Below are 24,513 nucleotides of genomic sequence, written 5' to 3'. Positions count from 1 at the left end.
GGGCTCCCGCTTTTGCCGTACAGCCCACCCTCGTAGGAGTAATCCACCGCGCCGGAGTTGTGGGAGCTCCTTAGCGTGAGCCCATGAGCACCTCTGTGTTTCTTCGCGGGAGGGGCCCCCACGCCTCCTCGACGCCGGCGCGCCTGCCCACCCGTACCGTCGTCAGTTGCACCCTGCTGGTGACCGCCCTCGGTGCGGGTGTCACCGCCTGCGGCTCGGACGGCAACCCGCTGGCCGACAACCCGTACGACGCGGCGGACCAGATCTCCTTCAACGGCCCCACGGACGCCGGGAAGAAGGCCGACCCGGACAAGCCCCTGGAAGTCACCGCCGAGGGCTCGAACGGCCGTATCACGGACGTCACGGCCGTGGATGCCACGGGCCGCTACGTCTCCGGAGAACTCGCCGCGGACGGCAGCCGCTGGCACAGCACCTCGCCGCTCGCCGCCAACGCCCACTACACGGTGCGGGTGAGCACCGAGGACGGCGACGGTGCGCCCGGCCGCAAGGTCCTCACCTTCGACACCGGCAAGCCCCTCGGCAAGAAGCGCCTGAACGTCACGTTCGGCCCGGACACGGGCACGTACGGGGTGGGCCAGCCCATCACCGCCAAGCTGGACCAGCCCGTCAAGGACAAGGCCCAGCGCGCTGTCGTCGAGAACGCCCTCAGGGTGGACTCCATGCCCGCGGCACAGGGCTCCTGGTACTGGGTGAACGACAAGGAGCTGCACTACCGTCCCAAGGACTACTGGCCCACCCACGCCACCATCGAGGTGCACAGCAACCTGGACGGCATCAAGATCGGCGACCGGCTGTGGGGAGGCCCGGCGAAGCCGGTGAAGCTCACCACCGGCGACCAGATCCTCGCCGTCACGGACGCGTCGGCCCACTCCATGACCGTGTACAAGAACGGCAAGGAGATCAACCAGATCCCGGTCACCACCGGCAAGCCCGGCTTCGAGACCCGCAACGGGGTCAAGGTCGTGCTGGCCAAGCAGTACTTCGTGCGGATGAAGAGCTCGACCGTGGGCATCGCCGAGGGCTCCTCGGAGTCGTACGATCTGCCGGTCTACTACGCCACCCGGGTGACCTGGAGCGGCGAGTACGTGCACGCCGCGCCCTGGTCCGTCGGCTCGCAGGGCTCCGCCAACGTCAGCCACGGCTGCACCGGCATGAGCACCGGCAACGCCGAGTGGTTCTTCAACACCATCCACGAGGGCGACCTCGTCAAGGTCGTCAACTCCAACGGCGCCCAGATGGAACCCTTCGACAACGGCTTCGGCGACTGGAACGTGGACTGGAAGAAGTGGCTCACGGGCAGTGCGCTGACGTCCGGCGGCAAGGCCCCGCAGAGCCACACGGACCAGGCGAAACTGCGCCCGCTGAGTCTGTGACCGGTGAGAGCGTGAGGGCGCGGGCAGCCGCGGGAGCGGCCACGGACGGCCCGCGGTCGCACGACAGCGGGCCGTCCGTGGCCGCTCAGGCGCTCAGGGCCTTCCTGTCCCGCAGCAGGGAGGCCAGCGCAGACGCGAACTCCACCGGCTCCACCGGGAGCGTCACCGCCGCGTCGGCCCGGCTCCACGTGGCCAGCCAGGCGTCCTGGGGGCGGCCGATGAGCACGAGCACCGGCGGGCAGCGGAAGATCTCGTCCTTGATCTGCCGGCACATCCCCATGCCTCCCATGGGCACGGCCTCGCCGTCCAGGACGCAGACGTCGATCCCGCCGTTGTCCAGTTCGCGCAGCACCGCCGCGGGGGTCGCGCACTCCACGAACTCCACGGCGGGGACGTCCGGGGCCGGCCTCCGGCCGGAGGCCAGCCGCACCTGCTCCCGGGTGCCTGCGTCGTCGCTGTAGACCAGCACCGTGGCGGTCGCCTGCATTGTTCCTCCGCGTCGTTGGTCGGGAACTTCCGGGTACCGATGGCGCGGATGCTACTCCCTTCAACTCCAGGTCAACAGCGGTCGGAACGGCCCCGCGATGGGCCATACGGGCTGGGCAGACCCCACAGACACTCCGAACGGCACCCCCCGGAGTGAGGGCGGGATAAGCGAGCGACATAATGTCGGCGTGGCGACAGCAACGACAGTAGAAACCGGGCACGCGCACCCGTCGGTGAACAGGCCGAACCTCACCAGTGTCGGAACCATCATCTGGCTGAGTTCCGAGCTGATGTTCTTCGCGGCCCTCTTCGCGATGTACTTCACCCTGCGATCGGTGACGGGTCCGACGCACTGGAAGGAGATGGCCGACCATCTCAACCTTCCGTTCTCGGCGACCAACACCACGATCCTGGTGCTCTCCTCGCTGACCTGCCAGCTCGGCGTGTTCGCGGCCGAGCGCGGTGACGTGAAGAAGCTCCGGGGCTGGTTCATCGTCACCTTCATCATGGGCGCGATCTTCATCGGCGGTCAGATCTTCGAGTACACGGAGCTGGTGACGAAGGACGGCCTGTCGCTGTCCTCCGACCCGTACGGCTCGGTGTTCTACCTGACCACCGGCTTCCACGGCCTGCACGTGACGGGCGGTCTCATCGCCTTCCTGCTGGTCCTCGGCCGTACCTACGCGGCCAAGAGGTTCACCCACGAGCAGGCGACGGCCGCGATCGTCGTGTCCTACTACTGGCACTTCGTCGATGTCGTCTGGATCGGCCTCTTCGCCACGATCTACCTGATCCGGTAATTCGGCCGCCGTCCGCGGCCAGGTCGCATCCACCCGCCGCGGTGGAGGACCGACCACCCGCGACGAACCGATCCACATCCCAGAAGCATCGACGCAGAAGATCCTGACACCGGGGTAATCCGTGAAAAAGCTCTCCGCACGACGACGCCACCCACTGGCGGCAGTCGTCGTCCTACTCCTCGCGCTGGCGGCCACTGGGGGGCTGTACACCGCGTTCGCGCCCGCGAGCAAGGCGAAGGCCGACGACTCCGCGCAGTCCCTCACCATCGAGGAGGGCAAGAAGCTCTACGACGTTGGCTGCGCCAGCTGCCACGGCACCGGTGGCCAGGGGACCAGTGACGGTCCGAGTCTGGTGGGCGTCGGCTCCGCAGCCGTCGACTTCCAGGTCGGCACCGGCCGTATGCCGGCCCAGCAGCCGGGCGCGCAGGTCCCGCGCAAGAAGGTCATCTACAAGCAGGCCGAGATCGACCAGATCGCCGCGTACATCGCCTCCCTCGGCGCCGGCCCCGTGGTCCCCACGAAGAACCAGTACAGCCCGGACGGGGCGGACATCGGCCGGGGTGGTGAGCTGTTCCGTACCAACTGCGCCCAGTGCCACAATTTCACCGGCAAGGGTGGTGCGCTGACGCACGGCAAGTACGCCCCGGACCTGTCGGGTGTGACCCCGAAGCACATCTACGAGGCCATGCAGACCGGCCCGCAGAACATGCCGTCCTTCCCGGACACCACGCTGACGTCGAAGAACAAGAAGGACATCATCGCGTACCTGAACGCGGTCAACGGCGACCAGACCGAGCAGCCCGGTGGTATGGACCTGGGTGGCCTCGGGCCGGTCAGTGAAGGTCTGTTCGCATGGATCTTCGGACTCGGTGTCCTGATCGCGGTCGCCGTCTGGGTCGCCGCTCGGACCGCAAAGGCCAAGAAGTCATGAGTAGCCAAGACATTCCAGAAGAGAACCTGCCTGCTGAGCAGGGCGCCCACGAGCACGGTGCGGTCTCGGTCGCGGACGAGCGGAACCCGTTCGCCGACCCGGGCCTGCCGCCCCACGAGCACCGGATCCAGGACATCGACGAGCGGGCCGCCAAGCGGTCCGAGCGGACGGTCGCCCTCCTGTTCACGGTGTCGATGCTGGCCACCCTCGGCTTCATCGCCTCGTATGTGACGATCCCGGCCGACAAGTCGATCTTCGTCTTCCCGATCGGCCACATCAGCGCGCTGAACTTCGCGCTGGGCCTGACGCTGGCTGTCGCGCTCTTCACCATCGGCGCGGGCGCGGTCCACTGGGCCCGCACCCTGATGTCCGACGCGGAGATCGCCGACGAGCGTCACCCGATCGAGGCCTCGCCGGAGGTCAAGGCGAAGGTTCTCGCCGACTTCCAGCAGGGCGCCAAGGAGTCCGCGCTCGGCCGTCGCAAGCTGATCCGCACCACGATGTTCGGCGCGCTGGCCCTGTTCCCGCTCTCCGGCGTCATGCTGCTGCGCGACCTCGGTCCGCTGCCCGGGAACAGCCTGCGTCACACGCTGTGGGCCAAGGGCAAGCGCCTCGTCAACACGAACACGAACCTGCCGCTGCGTCCCGAGGACGTCGCCGTCGGTTCGCTCACCTTCGCCAAGCCGGACGGCCTGAACGAGACGCAAGAGGACTTCCAGAACGAGATCGCCAAGGCGGCCCTGATGATCGTCCGGCTCCAGCCGGAGAACATCAAGGACAAGCGCGAACTCGACTGGGGCCACGAGGGCATCGTCGCCTTCTCGAAGATCTGCACCCACGTGGGCTGCCCGATCTCCCTGTACGAGCAGCAGACGCACCACGTGCTGTGCCCGTGCCACCAGTCCACCTTCGACCTCTCCGACGGTGCCCGAGTGATCTTCGGCCCCGCCGGCCACGCCCTGCCGCAGCTGCGCATCGGTGTGGACAGCGAGGGTTACCTCCAGGCGCTCGGCGACTTCGAGGAGCCCGTCGGTCCTGCATTCTGGGAGCGCGGATGAGCACTTCAGCCAGCAACACGAATACGTCCGACGCGGGGGGCCGCTCCCGCAGTAACGCCCCGGCGGGTGAGCGCGTCGCCGACTGGGCGGACGGCCGGCTCGGGATCTACTCCCTGGCCAAGTCCAACATGCGCAAGATCTTCCCCGACCACTGGTCGTTCATGTTGGGTGAGGTCTGCCTCTACAGCTTCATCATCATCATCCTCACGGGTGTGTACCTGACGCTGTTCTTCCACCCGTCGATGAACGAGGTGGAGTACCACGGCTCGTACGTCCCGCTGCAGGGACAGCTGATGTCCGAGGCGTTCAGCTCGACCCTGCACATCTCCTTCGACGTGCGCGGTGGTCTGCTCATCCGGCAGATCCACCACTGGGCCGCGCTGATCTTCCTCGCCGGCATGTTCGTGCACATGATGCGCGTGTTCTTCACCGGCGCGTTCCGCAAGCCGCGTGAGATCAACTGGCTGTTCGGCTTCCTGCTGTTCGTCCTGGGCATGTTCACCGGCTTCACCGGCTACTCGCTCCCGGACGACCTGCTCTCCGGCACCGGTGTCCGCTTCATGGAGGGCGCGATCCTGTCCGTGCCGATCGTCGGCACGTACCTGTCGTTCTTCCTCTTCGGCGGTCAGTTCCCCGGCCACGACTTCGTGGCGCGGTTCTACTCGATCCACATCCTGCTGCTGCCGGGCATCATGCTCGGCCTGGTCGTCGGCCACCTGATCCTGGTCTTCTACCACAAGCACACGCAGTTCGCGGGTCCCGGAAAGACCGAGAAGAACGTCGTCGGCATGCCGCTGCTGCCGGTCTACATGGCCAAGGCCGGAGGCTTCTTCTTCCTGGTCTTCGGTGTCATCGCGGCCATCGCGGCGGTCACCCAGATCAACCCGATCTGGGCCATGGGCCCCTACCGTCCGGACCAGGTGTCCACCGGCGCCCAGCCCGACTGGTACATGGGCTTCGCCGAGGGTCTCATCCGCTTCATGCCGGGCTGGGAGGTCAACTTCTGGGGTCACACGCTCGTCCTGGGCGTGTTCATCCCGCTGGTGCTCTTCCCGCTGGTCCTGGCGGCGATCGCGGTCTACCCGTTCATCGAGTCCTGGGTCACCGGCGACAAGCGCGAGCACCACATCCTGGACCGCCCGCGCAACGCCCCGACGCGTACCGCCTTCGGTGTCGCCTGGGTGACGATCTACATGATCACCCTGGTCGGCGGTGGCAACGACCTGTGGGCCACCCACTTCCACCTGTCGATCAACGCGGTCACCTGGTTCGTCCGGATCGGCTTCTTCGTCGGACCGATCCTCGCGTTCATCATCACCAAGCGGATCTGCCTCGGCCTGCAGCGTCGGGACCGCGACAAGGTGCTGCACGGCCGCGAGACCGGCATCATCAAGCGCCTGCCGCACGGTGAGTTCATCGAGATCCACGAGCCGCTCAGCCAGGAGCAGCTGCACACGCTCACCGCGCACGAGCAGTACGCTCCGGCCGAGATCGGCCCGGCGGTCGACGAGAACGGCGTCGAGCGCAAGGTGAAGGGCTCCGAGAAGCTGCGCGCCAAGCTGAGCAACGCGTACTACGGCGAGGAGAACCAGATCCCGAAGCCGACTGTCGAGGAGTACCGGGAGATCACGAGCGGCCACGGCCACCACTGACCTCCCAGCGTCGCCACGCCACGCGAAGGGCCCCGTCCGGTGTACGGACGGGGCCCTTCGCCGTGCCCGGGGCTGGATAGGGTGGACCTGTTCGAGACCTGCGTCCCGTAGTCCGGGACACCGACCCAGGAGCGGCTTATGAGCGCTGTGACCCCCGCTGGAGGCGACATCGCGGCGGGCCGTTCCTGGCCCGCGGTACTGAACGCCCTGCTCGACGGCCGCGACCAGAGCGCGGACGACACGGCCTGGGCGATGGACCGGATCATGCGCGGCGAGGCGACCGACGCCCAGATCGCCGGGTTCCTGGTGGCCCTGCGGGCCAAGGGCGAGACGGTCGAGGAGATCACCGGGCTGGTCCGGGCCATGTACGAGCACGCGAACGTGATCGAGGTAGCCGGTCCGACCGTCGACATCGTGGGCACCGGCGGCGACGGCGCGCGGACGGTGAACATCTCCACGATGTCCTCGATCGTCGTCGCCGGTACCGGCGCGAAGGTCGTCAAGCACGGCAACCGGGCCGCCTCGTCCGCGTCGGGCTCGTCGGACGTCCTGGAGAAGCTCGGCATCAATCTGCAGCTGACCCCGAAGCGGGTGGCGGAGGTCGCCGAGGAAGCGGGCATCACCATCTGCTTCGCGGTGAAGTTCCACCCGGCACTGCGTCATGTGGCCGCCGCCCGGGGCCAGTTGGGCATCCGCACCACCTTCAACGTCATCGGTCCGCTCACCAACCCGGCGAAGGTGAAGGCCCAGGCGGTGGGCGTCGCGGATCCGCGCATGGCGCCGGTCGTCGCGGGCGTCTTCGCCGAGCGCGGCAACTCCTCCCTGGTCTTCCGCGGCGACGACGGTCTCGACGAGCTGACCACGACCTCCACCTCCCGGGTGTGGATCGTCCGGGACGGCAAGGTCACCGAGGAGCGCTTCGACCCGCGGGACGTCGGCATCGAGCTGGTGCCGGTGGAGGCGCTGCGGGGCGCGGACGCCTCCTACAACGCCGAGGTCGCCCGGCGCCTGCTGGACGGCGAGACCGGCCCGGTACGGGACGCCGTGCTGCTCAACTCGGCGGCGGCCCTGGTGGCCCTGGAACCGGGTTCCGGGACCCTGGCGGAGCAGCTCCGCGCCGGGATGCAGCAGGCGGCCGAGTCGATCGACTCCGGGGCGGCGAAGCGGACGCTGGAGCGCTGGGTGGCCGCGAGCAACGCCTAGGGGTCGCCTGGGGGGTGTCTGACACCCCCTGGCCCCTCGCCGACGGGTGTCCCGCGATCCGGACACGGGTTGCGGGACCGCGATCACTTCGCGTACGTTCCAGTATCAGGTCATGAGTGACAGTCATGAGGCCCCGGCCGACTGTCCGGCAACCCTCCGTCCGTGGCGGGGTGCCCCGGGTGAAGACCGGGCCGCAGGCAGCGAGGTCTGCGGCAAGCGCGGACCCCTCGCACGCTCCTGACTGAGCGTGGGGCCAGGGGTCCTGGTCGTTCGAGGGAGCCTTCCGTGAGCAAGCGAATGCGATAGGGCGTAGAGCCCCGCCTCCGCATCCCCCTTCCCCCTCCTCCGTGCTCGAGCCGCATCCGCTCGCACGGTGGTTCCGCTTGCCTCTCACCGGAGTTCGCCATGTCTGTCTCCACCCTTGCCGCCGACCAGTCCGTTTGTGCCCCGCTGCCCGTTCTGGGACGGGATGTCACCGTCCCGCTCGTCACCGGCGGTGAGGTCACCTACGCCGCCCTCGACTACGCCGCCAGCGCGCCGGCCCTCCAGCGCGTGTGGGACGACGTGGCCGCGTACGCGCCGTACTACGGCAGCGTCCACCGCGGCGCCGGCTATCTCTCCCAGCTGTCCACCGACCTGTTCGAGAACGCCCGCAGGGCGGTCGCCGAGTTCCTCGACTGCCGCGGGACCGACCAGGTGGTCTTCACCCGGTCCACCACCGACTCCCTCAACCTCCTCGCCCGCGCGCTCCCGGCCGACTGCCAGGTCTTCGTCTTCGAGACCGAGCACCACGCCTCGCTGCTGCCCTGGAAGGACGCGCGGGTCACCTACCTCAACGCCCCCCGCACCCCGCGGCAGGCGGTCCAGACCCTGGAGCGGGCGCTGGCCGACCGCGACCCGCACGGCCCCGCCCTCGTCTGCGTCACCGGCGCCTCCAACGTCACCGGCGAGCTGTGGCCGGTACGGGAGCTGGCCGCCGCCGCGCACGCGCACGGCGCCCGCGTCGTCCTGGACGCCGCCCAGCTCGCCCCGCACCACCCGGTGTCGGTGCGGGACCTCGACGTGGACTGGGTCGCCTTCTCCGGTCACAAGCTGTACGCCCCCTTCGGCTCCGGCGTCCTGGCCGGCCGTGCCGACTGGCTGCGCGCGGCCGAGCCGTACCTCGCGGGCGGCGGCGCCAGCCGCAGGGTCACGCGCCGCACCGACGGGGGAGTGGACGTGGAGTGGCACGAGAGCGCCGCCCGCCACGAGGCCGGCTCACCGAACGTCATCGGCGCCTACGCCGTCGCCTCCGCCTGCAGGGCCCTCACCGAGGCCGGCTTCGACACCCTCGTCGCCCGCGAGCGGTACCTGATCGACAAGGTGCGGGCGGGCCTCGCCGGGGTTCCCGAGGTCCGGGTCCTCTCCCTGTTCGGCGACGACGCCCCGAGGGTCGGCGTGATCTCCTTCGTGGTGGCGGGCTGGAACAGCTCCCACTTCGCCGCCGCGCTCTCCGCCGAGTACGGCATCGGCGTCCGCGACGGCCTGTTCTGCGCCCACCCGCTGGTCCGCACTCTGCTCGGCAGTGACCCGCAGGCCCAGGGCGAGTGCGGCGCCCCCGAGGCCGCCCCCGGCGAGAAGTCCCTCAACGCCATCCGGGTCAGCTTCGGCGCGGGCACCCCGGACGAACACGTGGAGCGCTTCGTGCGCGCGGTGAAGGAACTGGTCGAGGAGGGCGCGAAGTGGACGTACCGGACGGAGGACGGCCGCTGCGTACCGGCCGTGTGACCTGAGGGACCTCTTGGGAGGCGGTGTTCACGTGTCGAGGCCGATCGCGAACGCCGCCTCCAGGTCGTGCTGCGAGTACGTGCGGAACGCGACGTGCGTGTCCGTCGCCTCCACCCCGGGGATCTTGCTGATCCGCCCCGGGATGACCTCCGCCAGATCCTCGTGCTCCTTCACCCGCACCATGGCGATCAGGTCGTACGTCCCGGTCACGGAGAACACCTCGCTGACGGAATCCAGCGCGGCGATCTGCTCGGCGATCTCGGGGATCCGGTCCACGCTGGTCTTGATGAGGACGATCGCGGTGATCACGGCTGTGTCTCTCCCTCGGGAGCCGGAGCAGGGGCGGCCTTCACTCTAGTCGTACGGCATCGCAGCCACGCGTAGAGAAAGCCCAGCCCGAAGCCCACCACGTGCGCGAGGTAGGCCACCCCGGGGCCCTGGGCGGCCCGTCCCGCCGCCACCCACTGCAGCGCGGCCCAGAACGGCAGGACGACCCACGCGGGAAGGCGCAGCGGCAGAAAGAACAGGAACGGGAAGAGACTGGTCACCCGGGCCCTGGGGAACAGGTACAGAAACGCGCCGAGGACCGCCGAGATCGCCCCGGAGGCCCCCACCAGGGTCTGCCCGGACGCGGCGTTGGCGGCCGCGTAGCCCAGCAGGGCGAGATAGCCGCAGCCGACGTAGAACAGCGTGTACTGGAGGCGGCCCATCCGTTCCTCGGTCATTGCCCCGAAGACGTAGAGGAAGAGCATGTTGCCCAGCAGATGGACCCAGCTGCCGTGCACGAACAGGGCCGTCACGGGGGTGAGGGCGGCCCGCGGGGCGCCCTCGAACAGCTCGGCGGGGATCACCCCCCAGCGGCGGAAGTAGACCTGCTGGGCGGCGAACAACCGGTCGCCGGAGCCGTACGCCGGATTCAGCCCCGCCGCCGGGCCGGCCAGGAAGATCAGGCAGCACGCGACGATCAGCCCGCACGTCACGGGCGCCGGCATGGTCCGCACCGCCCTGACCGCTCTGCCCGTCCGGCCGGCCGCGGCACTCCAGTTGCTGATCATGAACACAGAGCATGGCGTAACCGGACGGATCAGCACAGACCGCCTCGCCGCCGCGGAGGGGCGGGCGGCGGGTCCCCGCCACCCCGTAGGGTTACGAGCCACACGCACCAGGGAAGCTGGCGCGTCACGGAGACTAGAAGGAAGCGAACAGCCACGATGACGGTTCCCCTGCCGACCGCCACGACGCGGTGGCGCTGCACCCTCTGCGGCAACCTCACCCGCTTCGACGTGACGCGCTCGTCCAAGGTCGTCGAGTACGTTCACCTCGACCTGGCCGGTGAGCCGACGGTCGAGGAGCGCGAGGTGGTCAGTGAGACCATCGAGTCGGTGCGGTGCCGCTGGTGCAACGCCGTGGACCAGGTGGAACTCGTGGACAGGCCGGGCGCCGGCTCCTGAGCGGGAGCGGGGCCGGGGCAGGTGATCCCTCCGGGGGATCCCGCACAGGCATTGGGGTGACGGATGGTGGAGACACAAGGCGGGGGGCCGGGCGACGGCGCCGCCGAGGTGCTCGACCGTCCGCTGCCCGACGGTGTGCGCCGCAGGGTCGTGCAGATCGTGTCCGACGGGTTCGGCGGGCTGACCCTCGGCGAGCTGCCCCCGCAGCTCAGGCAGTACGCCCGGTTCGCCCCGAACCGCCGGGCGAAGTTCGCCGGGAACGCCATGGCGACGGCGCTGGAGACGGATGCGCTGTTCCGGCAGCGCATCGGGGAGAAGTTCAGAGAAGCCCAGCCGGAGCTGTCCGGCGCCCTCGACTCCGGCTCGCCGCCCCCGGCCGCGGACCCGCTCGATGTGGCGGCCGCGGCCTATGTACTGCGTCCGGCGGGCTGGGTGAAGCTGGTGACCGCGGCCGGCGAGGAGGCGCAGCGGGCGGACGCCGAGCGCGCCGACGAGGAGAGCCGGGTCGAACTGGAGCGGCTGCGCGCCGACCTGGCGGCGGCCCGCGAGCAGACCCGGACCGAGACCGAGCGGCTGCGGGCCGAGCTGGATCTGGCCAGGAGGGAAGCGGAATCGCTTCACCGTAAGCTGCGTGCCGCCCTCAGCGACGTCAAACGGGGCGAGGCCGCGCTGCGCAAGGCGCAGGCCGAGAGCGAGGCGGTACGGGCCGAGGGGCAGGCGCACGTGTCGGCCGCGGAGAGCGAGACCAGGCGGCTCAAGGCGCGCCTCGGCGAGGCGGAAGCCGCGCTGGAGGCCACCCGCCGGGCGGCCCGCGAGGGGCGCAGTGTCGAGGACATGCGGGTACGGCTGCTGCTCGACACCGTGCTGGACGCGGCCCAGGGACTGCGCCGGGAGCTGGCGCTGCCCCCGGTGTCCGTACGGCCGGCCGAGACCGTGGACGCGGTCGAGCCGGGACGGATGACCCCGAAGGACATCGCCGCCCGCGCGCTGTCCGAGCACGACCCCGCGATCCTCGACCAGCTCCTCGCGCTGCCCCAGGCGCACCTGGTCGTCGACGGCTACAACGTGACCAAGACCGGCTATCCCCAAATGCCGCTGGAGAAGCAGCGGTTGAGGCTTCTGGGCCAGCTGTCCCAGCTGGCCGCCCAGACCGGCGCCGAGGTCACCTGCGTCTTCGACGGGGCCGAACTGGCGGCGCCGGTGCTGCTCGCGCCGCCGCGCGGGGTGCGGGTGCTGTTCTCCAAGCCGGGGGTCACCGCGGACGAGCTGATCCGCCAGCTGGTGCGCGCCGAGCCGCCGGGCCGGCCGGTCATCGTCGCCTCGACCGATCGCGAGGTGGCCGACGGGGTCGCCAGGGCGGGGGCGCGGCCGGTGGCCTCCGTGGTGCTGCTGAAGCGCCTCATGCGCGGCTGAAATCAGGCATAAGGAAGCTTCCGCCCCAATCCCAACGTAGCCGCACAATGCCCGAATTGACGGATCTGTTGCGCAACGTAGCGTCAACAGGGCCTCACTGCTTGTGGCTTGAGTGCAAAGAATGCCTTGCGTGATGGGATTTTTTGGTGTGAGGATTTGAACTCATCACGATGAGGTCACTAGGGTCTGGCCTCGAACCTCCGAGCGGGTGATCACTCACAAGAAGGAGCTCGCTTTCGTGGCGTCCCACCGTCGACCCAAGCAACCGAGTCGTGCACGCGTGACCGTGCTGACCACCGCGGCTGCCGCCGCCGTCGCGTTCAGCGCGAACGCCGCCAATGCGGCGCCCAGCGCGAAGCCGAGCCTGGACGAGGTCAAGTCCAAGGTCGACGAGCTCTACCAGCAGGCGGAGCAGGCCACCGAGAAGTTCAACGGGGCCAAGGACAAGCAGGAGAAGCTCCAGAAGGAGATCTCCACCATTCAGGACAACGTCGCCCGCGGCCAGCAGGAGCTCAACAAGCTGCGCGACGGCATCGGTTCGATGGCCGCCGGCCAGTACCGCTCCGGCGGGATCGACCCCTCGCTCCAGCTCTTCCTGTCCTCGAACCCGGACGACTACCTCGACAAGGCCTCGACGCTCGACCAGTTGAGCGGCCAGCAGATCGAGGCGCTGAAGAAGATCCAGGACAAACAGCGCGAACTCGCCCAGGAGAGGGCAGAGGCCACCGAGAAGCTCAAGGACCTCGCCGCCACCCGCACCGAGCTGGGCAAGAAGAAGCAGGAAGTCCAGGACAAGCTCGGCGAGGCTCAGAAGCTCCTCAACTCGCTGACGGCGAAGCAGAAGGCGGAACTCGCCGCCCAGCAGACCCGTGCCAGCCGCGCCAGCCAGCGCACCGCCCTGGACGGCGGCGGCAACGTCACCGGCTCCGGCCGGGCCGGCGCCGCCTTCTCCTGGGCGCAGGCCCAGCTCGGCAAGCCGTACGTCTACGGCGCCTCCGGCCCCGGCGCCTACGACTGCTCGGGCCTGACCTCCCAGGCGTACGCGGCCGCCGGCATCTCCATCCCGCGCACCTCCGAGGCGCAGGCCAACATAGGCAGCCGCATCTACTCGTCGAGCCAGCTCCAGGTCGGCGACCTGGTCTTCTTCTACGGCGACCTGCACCACGTCGGCCTGTACGCGGGCAACGGCCAGGTGCTGCACGCCCCGCACACCGGAGCCGTGGTGCGCTACGAGGCGATGAGCGACATGCCGTTCCAGTTCGGCGTCCGGGTCTGAGCCCACCCAAGATCAACACACCGTGCCGCCCGAACGGGCGAATCGCGGCACCCCACACTGACCCCGCGCCCCGCCGATGACCTGCGTCAGAGGCGGGGCGCCGGGTTTTGCCCCCGGCGCGGGCCTTTGGCCGGTGCGTGTCCGCGCGGCTACTGTCTGGCGCGTTTCCCCCAACCACCGGGGCGGTCCTCCGCCCCGGTACCCGGGGAGCAGTCAGTTTCCGCCAGCGGAAGGGGTACGGCTACCCGTGGGGTCCCATCGCCGCCTTGCACCGTCGTCCGGGTTCGACCGCGGCGCGAGTGCCGTCCGCCCGGTGAGCCGAAGGGACGCGCCGGTGCCGGGGGCCGAGCCCGGCGGTACCGCCGGCACCGGCTCCGGCGCCACGGAGGCGAACCGGGCCGTGCGGATCGTCTGCGCGCTGTCCGCCGCGGCCGCGGCGCTCGGGGCCGTGCCGGCGACCTCGGCCCTCGCGGCGCCGCACGGTGACGCCCGGGCCGACGTGGACCGGCTCTACCAGGAGGCCGAGCGGGCGACCGAGGCCTACGACAAGGCCAACGAGCGCGCCGGGCTGCTGCGCCGCCGGGTACGGGACTCCCAGGACCGCATGGCGCGGCAGCAGCAGCGCGTCAACGCCCTGCGGGAGACCCTCGGTTCGCTCGCCGGCGCCGAGTACCGCGCCGGCGGCATCGACCCCTCGCTCGCCCTGCTGTTCTCCGACGACCCCGCCGACTACCTCGACAAGGCGGCCACGCTCGACCGGATCACGGCCCACCAGGCCGACGAGCTCAGCGACCTGCAGCAGGCCATGCGCGAGCTCGCCCAGGAGCGGGCCGAGGCCACCGGGACCCTCGCCGAACTGGAGAAGAGCCGCAAGGCCGTCATCTCCCACAAGCACACCGTCGAACAGAAGCTCACCGAGGCCCGTCGGCTGCTCAACTCGCTGTCCCCCGCGCAGCGCGAGGCCTACGACCGCTCCTCCCGCTACGGCCGCGACGACTTCCCCGCCCTGGACGGGGGCCCCGCCGCATCGGCCCGTGCGGCCGCCGCCGTGGCCGCCGCCCGCTCCGCGCTCGGCCGCCCCTACGTCTGGGGCGCGAGCGGGCCCGCCGGCTTCGACTGCTCGGGCCTGATGCAGTGGGCGTACGCGCAGGCCGGGGTCCATCTGCCGCGCACCTCGCAGGAGCAGCGGTACGCCGGCCGGCGGATCCCGCTGTCCCAGGCGCGGCCCGGCGACCTGGTCGTCTACCGGTCCGACGCCGGGCACGTCGGGATGTACATGGGCAACGGCCGGGTGATCCACGCCCCCTATCCGGGAGCACCGGTGCGCTACGACCGCGTCGACATGATGCCGATCTCGTCGGTCACCAGGGTCTGACGGCGGCCGACCGGGCGCCGTACCATCGGGAAGTGGCTGGTCGCGGGCGGGTGTCGAGATCCTCGGTGGTGGGGCTGTGCCTGCTGCTGACGCTGCCGGTGTCGCTGACGGCATGCGGGGGGCAGTCGGCGGGCGACACCGCCAGGGCCGAGGTGCAGCAGGTGCTGGACCGGCGGGCGCGGGCGGTCCTGCGGCACGACGAGTCGGCGTACACCGCCACCGGCACCCGGGTCCCGTACCAGAACCTGCGGGCCGTGCCGCTCGCGGACTGGTCCTACCGCCTGACCGGACTGCGCCGCAGCGGCGACACCGCCACCGCCCGGGCGGAGCTGCGTTACCGGGTCGCGGGCTACGACCGGGCCCCGGTCACCGCCGACCGCACGCTGACCCTGTCCACCCGCGCCGACGGGAAGTGGTACGTCGACTCCGACCGGCCCGCGCAGAAGTCCGCCCGGCAACTGTGGGACGAGGGCACGGTCTCGGTGGCCCGGGGCCGTCGGAGCCTGGTCCTCGGGGTCGGCCAGAGCGGCGGGACGCTGCACGGCTACGCCGATCTCGCGGACCGCGCGGTGCCGGCGGTGTCGGACGCCTGGGGCACCGACTGGAGCCGGCACGTGATGGTGGTCGTCCCGAAGTCCCTGGAGGGGATGGCCGCACTGCTCGGCTCGACGGCCGCCGACTTCCGGGGCATCGCCGCCGTGACCACGGGGGAGGCGGGAGGCACCGGACGGGCGCCCGCCGACCGGATCATCGTCAACCCGGACGCCTACGGCATGCTCGGCACGCTCGGCAAACAGGTCGTGCTCACGCACGAGACGACCCACGTCGCCACCCGCGCCCACACCGACCGGGCCACGCCCCTGTGGCTCTCCGAGGGATACGCCGACTGGGTCGGCTACCGCGGCACCGGCCGCACCCCGGACCAGGTCGCGCCGGAGCTGCAGCGTGCGGTGGCCGACGGCCGGGTGCCGACGGCGCTGCCGGCCGACGGGGACTTCGGTTTCGCCGGCGACGCGACCCGGCTCGCGCAGGCGTACGAGGGCGGCTGGATGGCCTGCCGGATGATCGCCGACCACTGGGGCGAGGCACGGCTCGGCGAGTTCTACCGGGCCGTCGGCACGCACGACGAGCGGGCGGGCGCGGTCGAGGACGCGATGCGAAAGGTGCTCGGGACGACGCCCGGGAAGTTCACCGAGCAGTGGCGGCAGTACCTGCGCAGCCAATTGAGGTGAGCGCGCACGGCGGGTGGCCCCTCAGGACGGGGCGGAGGCCTGCCGGGGGCCGGTGGCCTGATCCGGGAGGGACACCGGGGCGGCCGGGGCGGCCGTGGAACGCCACAGCTCACGGGCCGCGGCCACGGTGGCCGCCACCAGCAGACCGTTGCGGACGAACAGGAGGGCGACGCCGAGCCGGTCGCTCATGACGACGTCGACGAAGAAGACCGGGAACTCCAGCACCGTCGCGAAGGCAGCCGCCAGGACCAGCCCGGCCGGCAGCCGCATGCCGGTGTCCCGGTGGGACAGGCGGACGGCCCCGAGCCCGACCAGCCACACCAGGTACTGGGGGCTGATCACCCGGCTGGTGGTCGTGAAGCACAGCACGGCCGTGAACGCCGCGTCCGCGAGCGTGTGCGGCAGGAACCGCCTCGCCCTCAGCCGCCACAGCAGCAGCCAGCCGAAGGCGGCGCCGGTGAGCACCAGCGCGGCCGTGCTCACCGTGCCGACGTACGGACCGAGGAACTCCATCGAGCCGTAGTTGAGCAGCACCTGCCCGCTCCAGCCGAAGTGCCGGGCCACGTGGAAGACGAGCGCGCCCAGCGACTCCACCTCGGTGCCCCGCTCGCGCTGGAAGGCGAGGAAGGCCAGGGCGCCGGGCATGACGAGCGCGAACAGCAGGCCGAGCGCGGCCGCGGTCACCACCGCCGCGGTCCAGGTGCGGCGCCGGGCCGTGCCGAAGACGCCGGCCAGCAGCAGCACCGGCCACACCTTCAGCATCGCCCCGAATCCGGCCAGCGCTCCGGCCAGCCGCGGGTGCCGGGCCGCCGCGAGCAGCGCGGCCACCGCCACCGCGGTCACCATCACGTCGTACCGCGCGTACACCGTGGGCCCGAGCAGCGCGGCGCCCGCCACCCACACCCAGGCGCCGCGCAGCGACCGGCCCGGCCGCAGTCCCGTGTACAGGAGCAGGCAGAGCACCACCAGGTCGGCCAGGAAGGCCAGCACGTAGAAGGCCGCGGCGTAGCCGAGGAAGGGCAGCACGGCGGGGGAGAGGACCGCGAGCGCGGCGACGGGCGGGTACTGCCAGGTGACGTCGTCCAGCGGGAAGGTGCCGTGCCGCAGCACCTCGTACCACCCCCGGTAGATCGCCCACACGTCGCTGGTGACGTCCGGGCCCGGGACGGTCCACACCCCGAACACGCAGAGCAGCAGCACCAGCCGGGTCGCGGCCCAGGTGCCCAGCAGCGCGGCCATGTGCCGCACGGTGCCTGAAACCTCCACCTGCGCCCCCGTCCGTCCGTTTCCCAGCCGAGGGTGCCATGATCTCCCGGTGGGCCGGGCGAGGGCCATGAAGCACGGCCGAACGGGGCCGCGCGTCCACGTTCGGTAGGGTCGGCGGCGATGCACAAGACCCTCGTCGTCACCAACGACTTCCCGCCCCGCCCCGGCGGCATCCAGGCATTCCTGCACAACATGGCGCTGCGGACGGACCCGGAGCGGCTGGTCGTCTACGCCTCCACCTGGAAGCGGAGCCGGGAGGGAGTCGAGGCCACGGCCGCCTTCGACGCCGAGCAGCCCTTCACCGTCGTACGGGACCGCACGACGATGCTGCTGCCGACGCCGGGGGCGACCCGGCGCGCGGTCGGGCTGCTGCGGGAGCACGGGTGCACGTCGGTGTGGTTCGGGGCGGCGGCGCCGCTCGGACTGATGGCCCCGGCCCTCAGGCGGGCCGGTGCCGAGCGGCTGGTGGCCACGACCCATGGGCACGAGGCGGGCTGGGCGCAACTGCCGGCCGCGCGCGGACTCCTGCGCCGCATCGGCGAGTCCACCGACACGATCACCTACCTCGGCGAGTACACCCGCTCCCGGATCGCCGCCGCCCTGACCCCGGCCGCGGCCGGGCGGATGGTGCAGCTGGCGCCGGGCGTGGACGAGAAGACCTTCCACCCGGGCTCGGGCGGCGAGAAGGTGCGCGCCCGGCTCGGGCTGAGCGACCGGCCGGTGGTCGTGTGCGTCTCGCGGCTCGTGCCGCGCAAGGGCCAGGACACGCTCATCCGCGCGATGCCCCGGATCCTGGCCGCCGAGCCGGACGCCGTGCTGCTGATCGTCGGGGGCGGACCGTACGAGAAGGACCTGCGCGGGCTGGCGCGGGACACCGGGGTGGCCGCCGCCGTGCGCTTCACCGGAGCCGTGCCCTGGCCGGAGCTGCCCGCGCACTACGGCGCCGGGGACGTCTTCGCCATGCCCTGCCGCACCCGGCGCGGTGGACTCGACGTCGAGGGGCTCGGCATCGTCTACCTGGAGGCCTCCGCGACGGGACTGCCCGTCGTCGCCGGGGACTCCGGCGGCGCGCCCGACGCCGTGCTGGACGGCGAGACCGGCTGGGTCGTGCGTGGCGGTGTTCCCGAGGAGGCCGCCGACCGGATCGTCACCCTCCTGAAGGACCCGGAACTGCGCCGCCGCATGGGACAGCGGGGGCGGCAGTGGGTCGAGGAGAAGTGGCGCTGGGACCTGCTGGCGGGCAAGCTCAACGCGCTGCTCTAATCCGTGCTCCAATCCGTGACGCGCCTCTAGGCGGAACCGGAAAATCCGCACATGCTGCGCGCATGACAGCAAAACTGATGCAGCATCAGCTGACGAGACGTCACATTCTCGGTATGGTCGCCCTGCAGACCGCCGCCGGCCTCGGCTTCACGCGGATCGGCCTGCAATCGGCCCGCGCCGCCGAGCCCGACGCCGTCGAGTCCGCCCCGGCGATCGTCGTGGGCTCCGGCTACGGCGGCGCGGTCGCCGCGCTCCGCCTCGGCCAGGCCGGCATCCGCACCCTCATGATCGAGATGGGCCGCCTGTGGAACACACCCGGCCCCGACGGCAAGGTGTTCTGCTCCACCAGCGCCCCGGACCAGCGCTCCATGTGGTTCCGCACCCGCACCGAGGCGCCGCTCGCCACCTTCCTGTGGCTGGACGTCGTGAACAAGGACATCAGCCCCTACCCGGGTGCCCTCGACCGCGTCCACTTCGACCAGATGTCCGTCTACGTCGGACGGGGCGTCGGCGGCGGCTCCCTGGTCAACGGCGGCATGGCCGTCACCCCGCAGACGTCCTACTTCGCCGAGCAGTTCCCGACCGTGGACGTCAACGAGATGTACGGCACCTACTTCCCGCGGGCGCGCTCGATGCTGGGGGTCAACACCATCGACCCCGGCTGGTTCGAGTCGACGGAGTGGTACCGGTTCGCCCGTACCTCCCGCAAGGCCGCGGCGAACGCCGGCCTGAAGACCACCTTCGTGCCCAACGTGTACGACTTCGGCTACATGGAGCGCGAGGCGGCCGGCACGGCGACCGGATCCGCCCTCGCCGGGGAGGTGATCTACGGCAACAACTACGGCAAACGCAGCCTGGACAAGACGTACCTCGCCGCCGCGCTCGGCACCGGCAACGTCACCGTCCACACGCTGGAGAAGGTGAGGAGCATCAGCCGCGCGAGCGACGGGACGTGGCTGCTGACCGCCGACCGCATCGACACCACCGGCGCGGTCGTCGAGACCAGACAGTACGGCTGCACGTACCTCTTCCTCGGCGGCGGCAGCCTCGGCACCAGCGAACTCCTCGTCCGTGCCCGGGACACGGGCGCCCTGCCGGACCTGGACGCCAGCGTGGGCGGCGGCTGGGGGACCAACGGCAACACCATGCTCGGCCGCGCCAACCACGTGTGGGACACGGTCGGCGCCAACCAGGCGACCATGCCGGTGATGGGCATCGACGACTGGGCCAACGCCGACAACCCCGTCTTCGCGGAAATCGCCCCGCTGCCGATGGGGTTCGAGCACTGGGTGAGCCTCTACCTGGCGATCACCAAGAACCCGCAACGGGCGTCGTTCACGTACGACGCGCCGTCCGGCTCGGTGAAGCTGGGCTGGACCGCCGCCCAGAGCGCGGTGTCGGTGGCCATGGCCAAGAAGCTCTTCGACCGGATCAACCTGGCCAACCTGACGATCTACCGCTACGACCTGTTCGGCTCGACCAGCAAGGTCTTCGCCGACGACTTCACCTACCACCCGCTGGGCGGCTGCGTGCTGGGGAAGGCGACCGACGACTACGGGCGGGTGAAGGGCTATCCGCGGCTCTACGTCACCGACGGCTCGCTCGTGCCCGGGTCGATCGGCGTCAACCCGTTCGTCACCATCACCGCGCTCGCCGAACGCACGATGGCGCGGGTCCTCGCCGAGGACACCGCGCCATGAGCCGGACCACCGGCCGCGGCACCGGCCGGACCGTCGGCGACTACTTCGCGTAGATCGCCTCGATCTCATTCGAATAGTCCTTCGCCACCACGTTCCGCTTCAGCTTCAGCGACGGCGTGAGGTGGCCCGACTCCTCCGTGAACTGGGAGGACAGAATGCGGAACTTCCGCACCGATTCCGCCTTCGACACCGCGGCGTTGCCGTCGTCGACCGCGTCCTGGATCGCCGCGAGCAGATCCGGGTCCTCGCGCAGCGACGCCGCGGTGGAGCCCGCCGGCTTGCCGTGCTCGGCGGCCCAGCGGCCCAGGAACTCCTCGTCGATGGTGACCAGCGCGCCGACGAACGGACGGCCGTCGCCCACCACCATGCACTCCGCGACCAGAGCGTGCGCCCGGATGCGGTCCTCGATCACGGCCGGGGCGACGTTCTTGCCGCCCGCGGTGACGATGATCTCCTTCTTGCGGCCGGTGATCCTCAGGTAGCCGTCCTCGTCGAGGGTGCCGATGTCACCGGTGTGGAACCAGCCGTCGGCCAGCGCCTCCGCGGTCGCGCCCGGGTTGTTCCAGTACTCCTTGAACAGGTGCTCGCCGTGCAGCAGCACCTCCCCGTCGTCCGCGATGCGGATCACCGAACCCGGCAGCGGCTGCCCGACCGTGCCGATCTTCTGCCGGTCCCAGGGGTTGAAGGCGGTCGCCGCGCAGGACTCGGTCAGGCCGTAGCCCTCCAGAACCGTGAAGCCGATGCCCCGGAAGAAGTGCCCGAGCCGCTCGCCCAGCGGAGCTCCGCCGGAGATGGCGTACTCACCACGCCCGCCGAGCACCGCACGCAGCTTGCTGTAGACGAGCCTGTCGAACGTCTTGTGCTTGATCTTCAGACCGAGCGACGGGCCCGACGGGGTGTCCAGCGCCTTGCTGTAGACGATCGCCGTGTCCGCGGCCTTGTCGAAGATCCTGCCCTTGCCGTCCGCCTGCGCCTTGGCCCGCGCGGAGTTGTAGACCTTCTCGAAGACCCGCGGCACACCCAGGACCAGCGTCGGACGGAAGGCGGCGAGCTCGTCGGTGAGGTGCTTGATGTCCGGGACGCAGCCCAGCTTGATCGGCGCCATCATCGGGGCGATCTGCACCAGCCGCCCGAAGACGTGCGCGAGCGGCAGGAACAGCAGGACCGAACAGTCGCCGGTGCGGAACAGCGGCCGCAGCCGCTCGACGATGTTGCCGCACTCCGCGAAGAAGTTGCGGTGGGTGAGCACACAGCCCTTGGGGCGGCCGGTCGTGCCGGAGGTGTAGACGATGGTCGCCGGATCGTCCGCCTTGGCCAGCGAGCTGCGCTCCTCGACGGCCGCGTCGCTGATGTCCTGCCCGAGGCGGCCCAGCTCCTCCACCCCGCCGGCCTCGATCTGCCAGACGTGCTTCAGCGCGGGCAGCGTCTCGCGCACCGACTCCACGGCGGCCGCGTGGCCGTCCAGCTCCACCAGGCAGGCGGTCGCGCCCGAGTCGCCGAGGATCCACTGGACCTGCTCCGGGGAGCTGGTCTCGTACACCGGCACGGTGACCGCGCCCGCGCTCCAGATCGCGAAGTCCAGCAGCGTCCACTCGTACCGCGTGCGGGACATCAGGCCCACCCGGTCGCCGGGCTGGACGCCGGAGGCGATCAGGCCCTTGGCGGCGGCGCGCACCTCGGCGAGGAAGGCCCTCGCCGTGACGTCCTGCCAGGCGCCGACCGCCTTGCGCGCGATGACGGCGACGTCGGGATGCTGCGCGGCGTTTCTGCGGACGATGTCGGTCAGGTTGCCGTCCGCAGGGACCTCGTACAAAGCCGGAAGGCTGAACTCGCGCAAGACTGCTGCTCCTCATAGGGCGCCGGCGCCACGACGTTGTGTGCTGCGACGGTGCGGTCCAAGGCTCGGTCAGGTGCCCGGGGCTTCGCCAGGAGCCACGAGGACTCGGTGGTTGAAATCCAGAGCACGACTGGACGGCCCGGACGTTACCCGCCGGTATGGCTTCTTCGACAGGGGTTCCCGGCGAGATGTTCGCTGCGTCACACGGATTGGTGTTCCTGCGCGCACAGTAGTCGACGCATGAAATGACTGGCCAGTAACCAAGGGTCGGCCGCCACTGTTCACAAGTGCACCGCGGCGCCTACGCTTGATCGACATGGCACCCACACCAGCCGGCAACCGCAGGACACGCGTCCACGTGGTCAGCGACGTGCACGGCAACGCACGTGACCTGGCCGGCGCCGGTCGGGGTGCCGACGCCCTGATCTGTCTGGGGGACCTGGTCCTCTTCCTCGACTACGCCGACCACTCGCGCGGCATCTTCCCCGACCTGTTCGGGGTGGAGAACGCCGACCGCCTCGTCGAGCTGCGCACCGCCCGCCGCTTCGCCGAGGCCCGGGAGCTCGGCGCCCGGCTGTGGGCGGGCATCGACGGGGACCGCGCCGCGGTGATCGAGGGCGCGGTGCGCAAGCAGTATGCGGAGCTCTTCGCCGCCTTCCCCACCCCGACGTACGCCACCTACGGCAACGTCGACATGCCCCCGCTGTGGCGCGAGTACGCCGGACCCGGGACCAGAGTGCTCGACGGGGAGCGGGTGGAGATCGGCGGCCGGGTCTTCGGCTTCGTGGGCGGAGGCCTGCGGACGCCCATGCGGACGCCGTACGAGATCAGCGACGAGGAGTACGCGGCGAAGGTCGAGGCGGTCGGCGAGGTCGACGTGCTCTGCACGCACATTCCGCCGGAGGTGCCGGAGCTGGTCTACGACACCGTGGCGCGCCGTTTCGAGCGCGGCAGCCGCGCCCTGCTGGAGGCGATCCGCCGCACCCGCCCCCGGTACGCGCTCTTCGGCCACGTCCACCAGCCGCTGGTGCGTCGGATGCGCATCGGGGCCACCGAGTGCGTGAATGTGGGGCACTTCGCCGGTACCGGGCAGCCGTGGGCGCTGGAGTGGTGAGCATTCCGGCCGAGCGCGCAGGTGGGGGTGACGTCGGGCGCTCGCCCGCGCGGTAGCCTTCACGCTGCACACACGTGCGCACGACAACCGCACCACCGGCCTTGTCAGGCCTGACTACCGGCCCGCATCTGGAGGAGCCACGGCGATGGCGGAACACACCAGCTCGAGCATCACGATCGAGGCGGCACCGGCCGACGTGATGGGGGTGATCGCCGACTTCGCCCGCTACCCGGACTGGACCGGCGAGGTGAAGGAGGCGGAGGTCCTCGAGACCGACGACCAGGGCCGCGCCGAACAGGTCCGCCTCGTGATGGACGCGGGCGCCATCAAGGACGACCAGACCCTGGCGTACACCTGGACCGGTGACAACGAGGTCTCCTGGACCCTGGTGAAGTCCCAGATGCTGCGCTCCCTGGACGGCTCCTACATCCTCAAGCCGGCGGGCGCCGGATCCACCGAGGTGACCTACCGGCTCACCGTGGACGTCAAGATCCCCATGCTCGGCATGATCAAGCGCAAGGCGGAGAAGGTCATCATCGACCGGGCCCTGGCAGGCCTGAAGAAGCGAGTGGAGTCCGGCGAGCAGTAGCCCCGTCCCACCCGACGAAGGACGCCCGCCGCTCCAACGGCAAGGGCCCACCAAGTCCCACGCGCCGGCCCTGAGGGGGGCCGAAGGGGCGCGTCGGAGCCGGGGCCGGCTGAGTGCCACAGGGGCGCTGGTGTCGGGTGCCGGCTGCGCCTGCCCTGCTACCGCCCAAGGGCAAGGGCTCGCCAAGTCCGGCCGTCCCCAGGCGCCGGCCGCGAGGGGCCAAGCAGGGCGCGCCGGTGCCGGGCGGGCAAAGACCGGGGCCCTGGTGTCAGGGGCTGGCCGCGCCCGCCCTCCTACGGCCTCACGGCAAGGGCCCGCCAAGTCCCACCGTCCCCACGCGCCGGCCGCGAGGGGCCAAGCAGGGCGCGCCGGTGCCGGGCGGGCAAAGACCGGGGCCCTGGTGTCAGGGGCTGGCCGCGCCCCCCTACGGCCTCACGTAAGGGCCCACCAAGTCCCACCACCCCCACGCGCCAAAGAGGCGCTGGTGTCGGGGCGGGCTGCGCCTGCCCTGCCACGGCTCAAGGGCAAGGGCCCACCAAGTCCCACCGTCCCCACGCGCCGGCCGCGAGGGAGCCGAAGGGGCGCGCCGGTGTCGAGACCTCGAACGCGCGGAGGCGCGAAGCGCTGAGCACGATCGAGGTCTCGACACCGGCTTGGGCGCCCCGTAGGCGACCGAGCCAAGAAGCACGCGGGGCGAAGCGCGGAG

Annotated in this window: 21 protein-coding genes and 1 riboswitch; of the genes, 16 read left to right on the top strand and 5 right to left on the bottom strand. The window is 70.8% G+C overall.

Annotation, left to right across the window (positions count from 1 at the left end; all coding sequences use genetic code 11):
* The first annotated feature begins 83 nt into the window (after positions 1–83).
* Positions 84–1,394, top strand: coding sequence for an Ig-like domain-containing protein (locus AB0A61_RS32245; protein WP_361300184.1), 1,311 nt, complete (start codon positions 84–86; stop codon positions 1,392–1,394).
* A gap of 85 nt (positions 1,395–1,479) precedes the next feature.
* Here the strand turns inward: AB0A61_RS32245 and AB0A61_RS32240 are convergent, their stop codons facing one another.
* Entirely contained in the window at positions 1,480–1,881 is a 402-nt protein-coding gene (locus AB0A61_RS32240) for a hypothetical protein (RefSeq protein ID WP_361300181.1), read from the bottom strand.
* Positions 1,882–2,068: 187 nt separating this feature from the next.
* On the opposite strand from AB0A61_RS32240, the gene AB0A61_RS32235 reads away from it, so the two are divergent.
* The 6 genes from AB0A61_RS32235 (at position 2,069) to AB0A61_RS32210 (ending at position 9,291) form a co-directional block, all read left to right on the top strand.
* Complete coding sequence (locus AB0A61_RS32235) at positions 2,069–2,680, top strand: heme-copper oxidase subunit III (protein WP_361300178.1); 612 nt, start codon at positions 2,069–2,071, stop codon at positions 2,678–2,680.
* Positions 2,681–2,801: 121 nt separating this feature from the next.
* Positions 2,802–3,611, top strand: a complete 810-nt coding sequence (locus AB0A61_RS32230; protein ID WP_361300175.1) for a c-type cytochrome — start codon at positions 2,802–2,804, stop codon at positions 3,609–3,611.
* Positions 3,608–4,669: a Rieske 2Fe-2S domain-containing protein gene (locus AB0A61_RS32225; RefSeq protein ID WP_361300172.1), complete on the top strand. Its 1,062-nt coding sequence runs from the start codon at positions 3,608–3,610 to the stop codon at positions 4,667–4,669. The genes AB0A61_RS32230 and AB0A61_RS32225 overlap by 4 nt, the downstream gene beginning before the upstream one ends.
* Positions 4,666–6,321 carry a cytochrome bc complex cytochrome b subunit gene (locus tag AB0A61_RS32220; protein ID WP_361300169.1) on the top strand — a complete coding sequence of 552 codons (1,656 nt, stop codon included), beginning with the start codon at positions 4,666–4,668 and terminating at the stop codon, positions 6,319–6,321. The genes AB0A61_RS32225 and AB0A61_RS32220 overlap by 4 nt, the downstream gene beginning before the upstream one ends.
* A 138-nt stretch (positions 6,322–6,459) precedes the next feature.
* Positions 6,460–7,524, top strand: a complete 1,065-nt coding sequence (gene trpD / locus AB0A61_RS32215; protein WP_361300166.1) for an anthranilate phosphoribosyltransferase — start codon at positions 6,460–6,462, stop codon at positions 7,522–7,524.
* Between the two features lie 108 nt (positions 7,525–7,632).
* Positions 7,633–7,749: riboswitch (SAM riboswitch) on the top strand.
* 180 nt (positions 7,750–7,929) lie between these two features.
* Positions 7,930–9,291: an aminotransferase class V-fold PLP-dependent enzyme gene (locus tag AB0A61_RS32210; protein ID WP_361300163.1), complete on the top strand. Its 1,362-nt coding sequence runs from the start codon at positions 7,930–7,932 to the stop codon at positions 9,289–9,291.
* Between the two features lie 27 nt (positions 9,292–9,318).
* Here AB0A61_RS32210 and AB0A61_RS32205 read toward each other — a convergent pair whose 3' ends face one another.
* Positions 9,319–9,600, bottom strand: a complete 282-nt coding sequence (locus tag AB0A61_RS32205) for an Lrp/AsnC ligand binding domain-containing protein (RefSeq protein WP_361300160.1) — start codon at positions 9,598–9,600, stop codon at positions 9,319–9,321.
* Positions 9,597–10,346, bottom strand: coding sequence for a rhomboid family intramembrane serine protease (locus tag AB0A61_RS32200; protein WP_361300157.1), 750 nt, complete (start codon positions 10,344–10,346; stop codon positions 9,597–9,599). The genes AB0A61_RS32205 and AB0A61_RS32200 overlap by 4 nt, the downstream gene beginning before the upstream one ends.
* 156 nt (positions 10,347–10,502) lie before the next feature.
* Between AB0A61_RS32200 and AB0A61_RS32195 the strand changes: the two genes are divergently transcribed.
* The 5 genes from AB0A61_RS32195 (at position 10,503) to AB0A61_RS32175 (ending at position 16,038) form a co-directional block, all read left to right on the top strand.
* Complete coding sequence (locus AB0A61_RS32195; RefSeq protein WP_014672226.1) at positions 10,503–10,742, top strand: hypothetical protein; 240 nt, start codon at positions 10,503–10,505, stop codon at positions 10,740–10,742.
* Between the two features lie 63 nt (positions 10,743–10,805).
* The gene (locus AB0A61_RS32190; RefSeq protein WP_361300154.1) at positions 10,806–12,155 is read left to right on the top strand and encodes an NYN domain-containing protein; all 1,350 of its coding nucleotides are present in this window, start codon (positions 10,806–10,808) and stop codon (positions 12,153–12,155) included.
* A 238-nt stretch (positions 12,156–12,393) separates the two neighbouring features.
* Entirely contained in the window at positions 12,394–13,431 is a 1,038-nt protein-coding gene (locus AB0A61_RS32185; protein WP_361300151.1) for an NlpC/P60 family protein, read from the top strand.
* A gap of 418 nt (positions 13,432–13,849) precedes the next feature.
* A complete protein-coding gene (locus tag AB0A61_RS32180) occupies positions 13,850–14,806 on the top strand; it encodes an NlpC/P60 family protein (RefSeq protein ID WP_361300329.1) in 957 nt (318 codons plus the stop codon).
* Positions 14,807–14,838: 32 nt separating this feature from the next.
* Entirely contained in the window at positions 14,839–16,038 is a 1,200-nt protein-coding gene (locus tag AB0A61_RS32175; RefSeq protein WP_361300148.1) for a hypothetical protein, read from the top strand.
* A 21-nt stretch (positions 16,039–16,059) separates the two neighbouring features.
* Here the strand turns inward: AB0A61_RS32175 and AB0A61_RS32170 are convergent, their stop codons facing one another.
* Entirely contained in the window at positions 16,060–17,277 is a 1,218-nt protein-coding gene (locus AB0A61_RS32170) for a glycosyltransferase family 87 protein (RefSeq protein WP_361300145.1), read from the bottom strand.
* Positions 17,278–17,424: 147 nt separating this feature from the next.
* Here AB0A61_RS32170 and AB0A61_RS32165 point away from each other — a divergent pair, with 147 nt between their 5' ends.
* Together AB0A61_RS32165 and AB0A61_RS32160 are read left to right on the top strand one after the other, a co-directional pair.
* Positions 17,425–18,567 carry a glycosyltransferase family 4 protein gene (locus tag AB0A61_RS32165; RefSeq protein WP_361300142.1) on the top strand — a complete coding sequence of 381 codons (1,143 nt, stop codon included), beginning with the start codon at positions 17,425–17,427 and terminating at the stop codon, positions 18,565–18,567.
* Positions 18,568–18,680: 113 nt separating this feature from the next.
* Complete coding sequence (locus AB0A61_RS32160; RefSeq protein WP_361300326.1) at positions 18,681–20,267, top strand: GMC oxidoreductase; 1,587 nt, start codon at positions 18,681–18,683, stop codon at positions 20,265–20,267.
* Positions 20,268–20,307: 40 nt separating this feature from the next.
* Here AB0A61_RS32160 and AB0A61_RS32155 read toward each other — a convergent pair whose 3' ends face one another.
* The gene (locus AB0A61_RS32155) at positions 20,308–22,104 is read right to left on the bottom strand and encodes an AMP-dependent synthetase/ligase (RefSeq protein WP_361300139.1); all 1,797 of its coding nucleotides are present in this window, start codon (positions 22,102–22,104) and stop codon (positions 20,308–20,310) included.
* 316 nt (positions 22,105–22,420) lie between these two features.
* Between AB0A61_RS32155 and AB0A61_RS32150 the strand changes: the two genes are divergently transcribed.
* Together AB0A61_RS32150 and AB0A61_RS32145 are read left to right on the top strand one after the other, a co-directional pair.
* The gene (locus tag AB0A61_RS32150; protein ID WP_361300136.1) at positions 22,421–23,218 is read left to right on the top strand and encodes a metallophosphoesterase; all 798 of its coding nucleotides are present in this window, start codon (positions 22,421–22,423) and stop codon (positions 23,216–23,218) included.
* 145 nt (positions 23,219–23,363) lie between these two features.
* Positions 23,364–23,807: an SRPBCC family protein gene (locus AB0A61_RS32145; protein WP_361300133.1), complete on the top strand. Its 444-nt coding sequence runs from the start codon at positions 23,364–23,366 to the stop codon at positions 23,805–23,807.
* Positions 23,808–24,513: the final 706 nt, after the last annotated feature.

The organism is Streptomyces sp. NPDC046197 (assembly GCF_040646295.1).
In the GTDB taxonomy this organism is placed as follows: Bacteria; Actinomycetota; Actinomycetes; order Streptomycetales; family Streptomycetaceae; genus Streptomyces.
Note: the sequence above shows the minus strand (reverse complement) of the source record. Positions and strands in the feature narration are given on the sequence as shown.

Excerpts from the sequence above, each read along its gene's own strand:
- AB0A61_RS32200 (WP_361300157.1), bottom strand. The coding sequence starts at position 10,346 with ATGATCAGCAACTGGAGTGCCGCGGCCGGCCGGACGGGCAGAGCGGTC.
- AB0A61_RS32170 (WP_361300145.1), bottom strand. The coding sequence starts at position 17,277 with ATGGCCGCGCTGCTGGGCACCTGGGCCGCGACCCGGCTGGTGCTGCTG.
- AB0A61_RS32210 (WP_361300163.1), top strand. The coding sequence starts at position 7,930 with ATGTCTGTCTCCACCCTTGCCGCCGACCAGTCCGTTTGTGCCCCGCTG.
- AB0A61_RS32165 (WP_361300142.1), top strand. The coding sequence starts at position 17,425 with ATGCACAAGACCCTCGTCGTCACCAACGACTTCCCGCCCCGCCCCGGC.
- AB0A61_RS32145 (WP_361300133.1), top strand. The coding sequence starts at position 23,364 with ATGGCGGAACACACCAGCTCGAGCATCACGATCGAGGCGGCACCGGCC.
- AB0A61_RS32220 (WP_361300169.1), top strand. The coding sequence starts at position 4,666 with ATGAGCACTTCAGCCAGCAACACGAATACGTCCGACGCGGGGGGCCGC.
- AB0A61_RS32245 (WP_361300184.1), top strand. The coding sequence starts at position 84 with ATGAGCACCTCTGTGTTTCTTCGCGGGAGGGGCCCCCACGCCTCCTCG.
- AB0A61_RS32150 (WP_361300136.1), top strand. The coding sequence starts at position 22,421 with ATGGCACCCACACCAGCCGGCAACCGCAGGACACGCGTCCACGTGGTC.
- AB0A61_RS32225 (WP_361300172.1), top strand. The coding sequence starts at position 3,608 with ATGAGTAGCCAAGACATTCCAGAAGAGAACCTGCCTGCTGAGCAGGGC.
- AB0A61_RS32195 (WP_014672226.1), top strand. The coding sequence starts at position 10,503 with ATGACGGTTCCCCTGCCGACCGCCACGACGCGGTGGCGCTGCACCCTC.
- AB0A61_RS32240 (WP_361300181.1), bottom strand. The coding sequence starts at position 1,881 with ATGCAGGCGACCGCCACGGTGCTGGTCTACAGCGACGACGCAGGCACC.
- AB0A61_RS32160 (WP_361300326.1), top strand. The coding sequence starts at position 18,681 with ATGGTCGCCCTGCAGACCGCCGCCGGCCTCGGCTTCACGCGGATCGGC.
- AB0A61_RS32190 (WP_361300154.1), top strand. The coding sequence starts at position 10,806 with ATGGTGGAGACACAAGGCGGGGGGCCGGGCGACGGCGCCGCCGAGGTG.
- trpD (WP_361300166.1), top strand. The coding sequence starts at position 6,460 with ATGAGCGCTGTGACCCCCGCTGGAGGCGACATCGCGGCGGGCCGTTCC.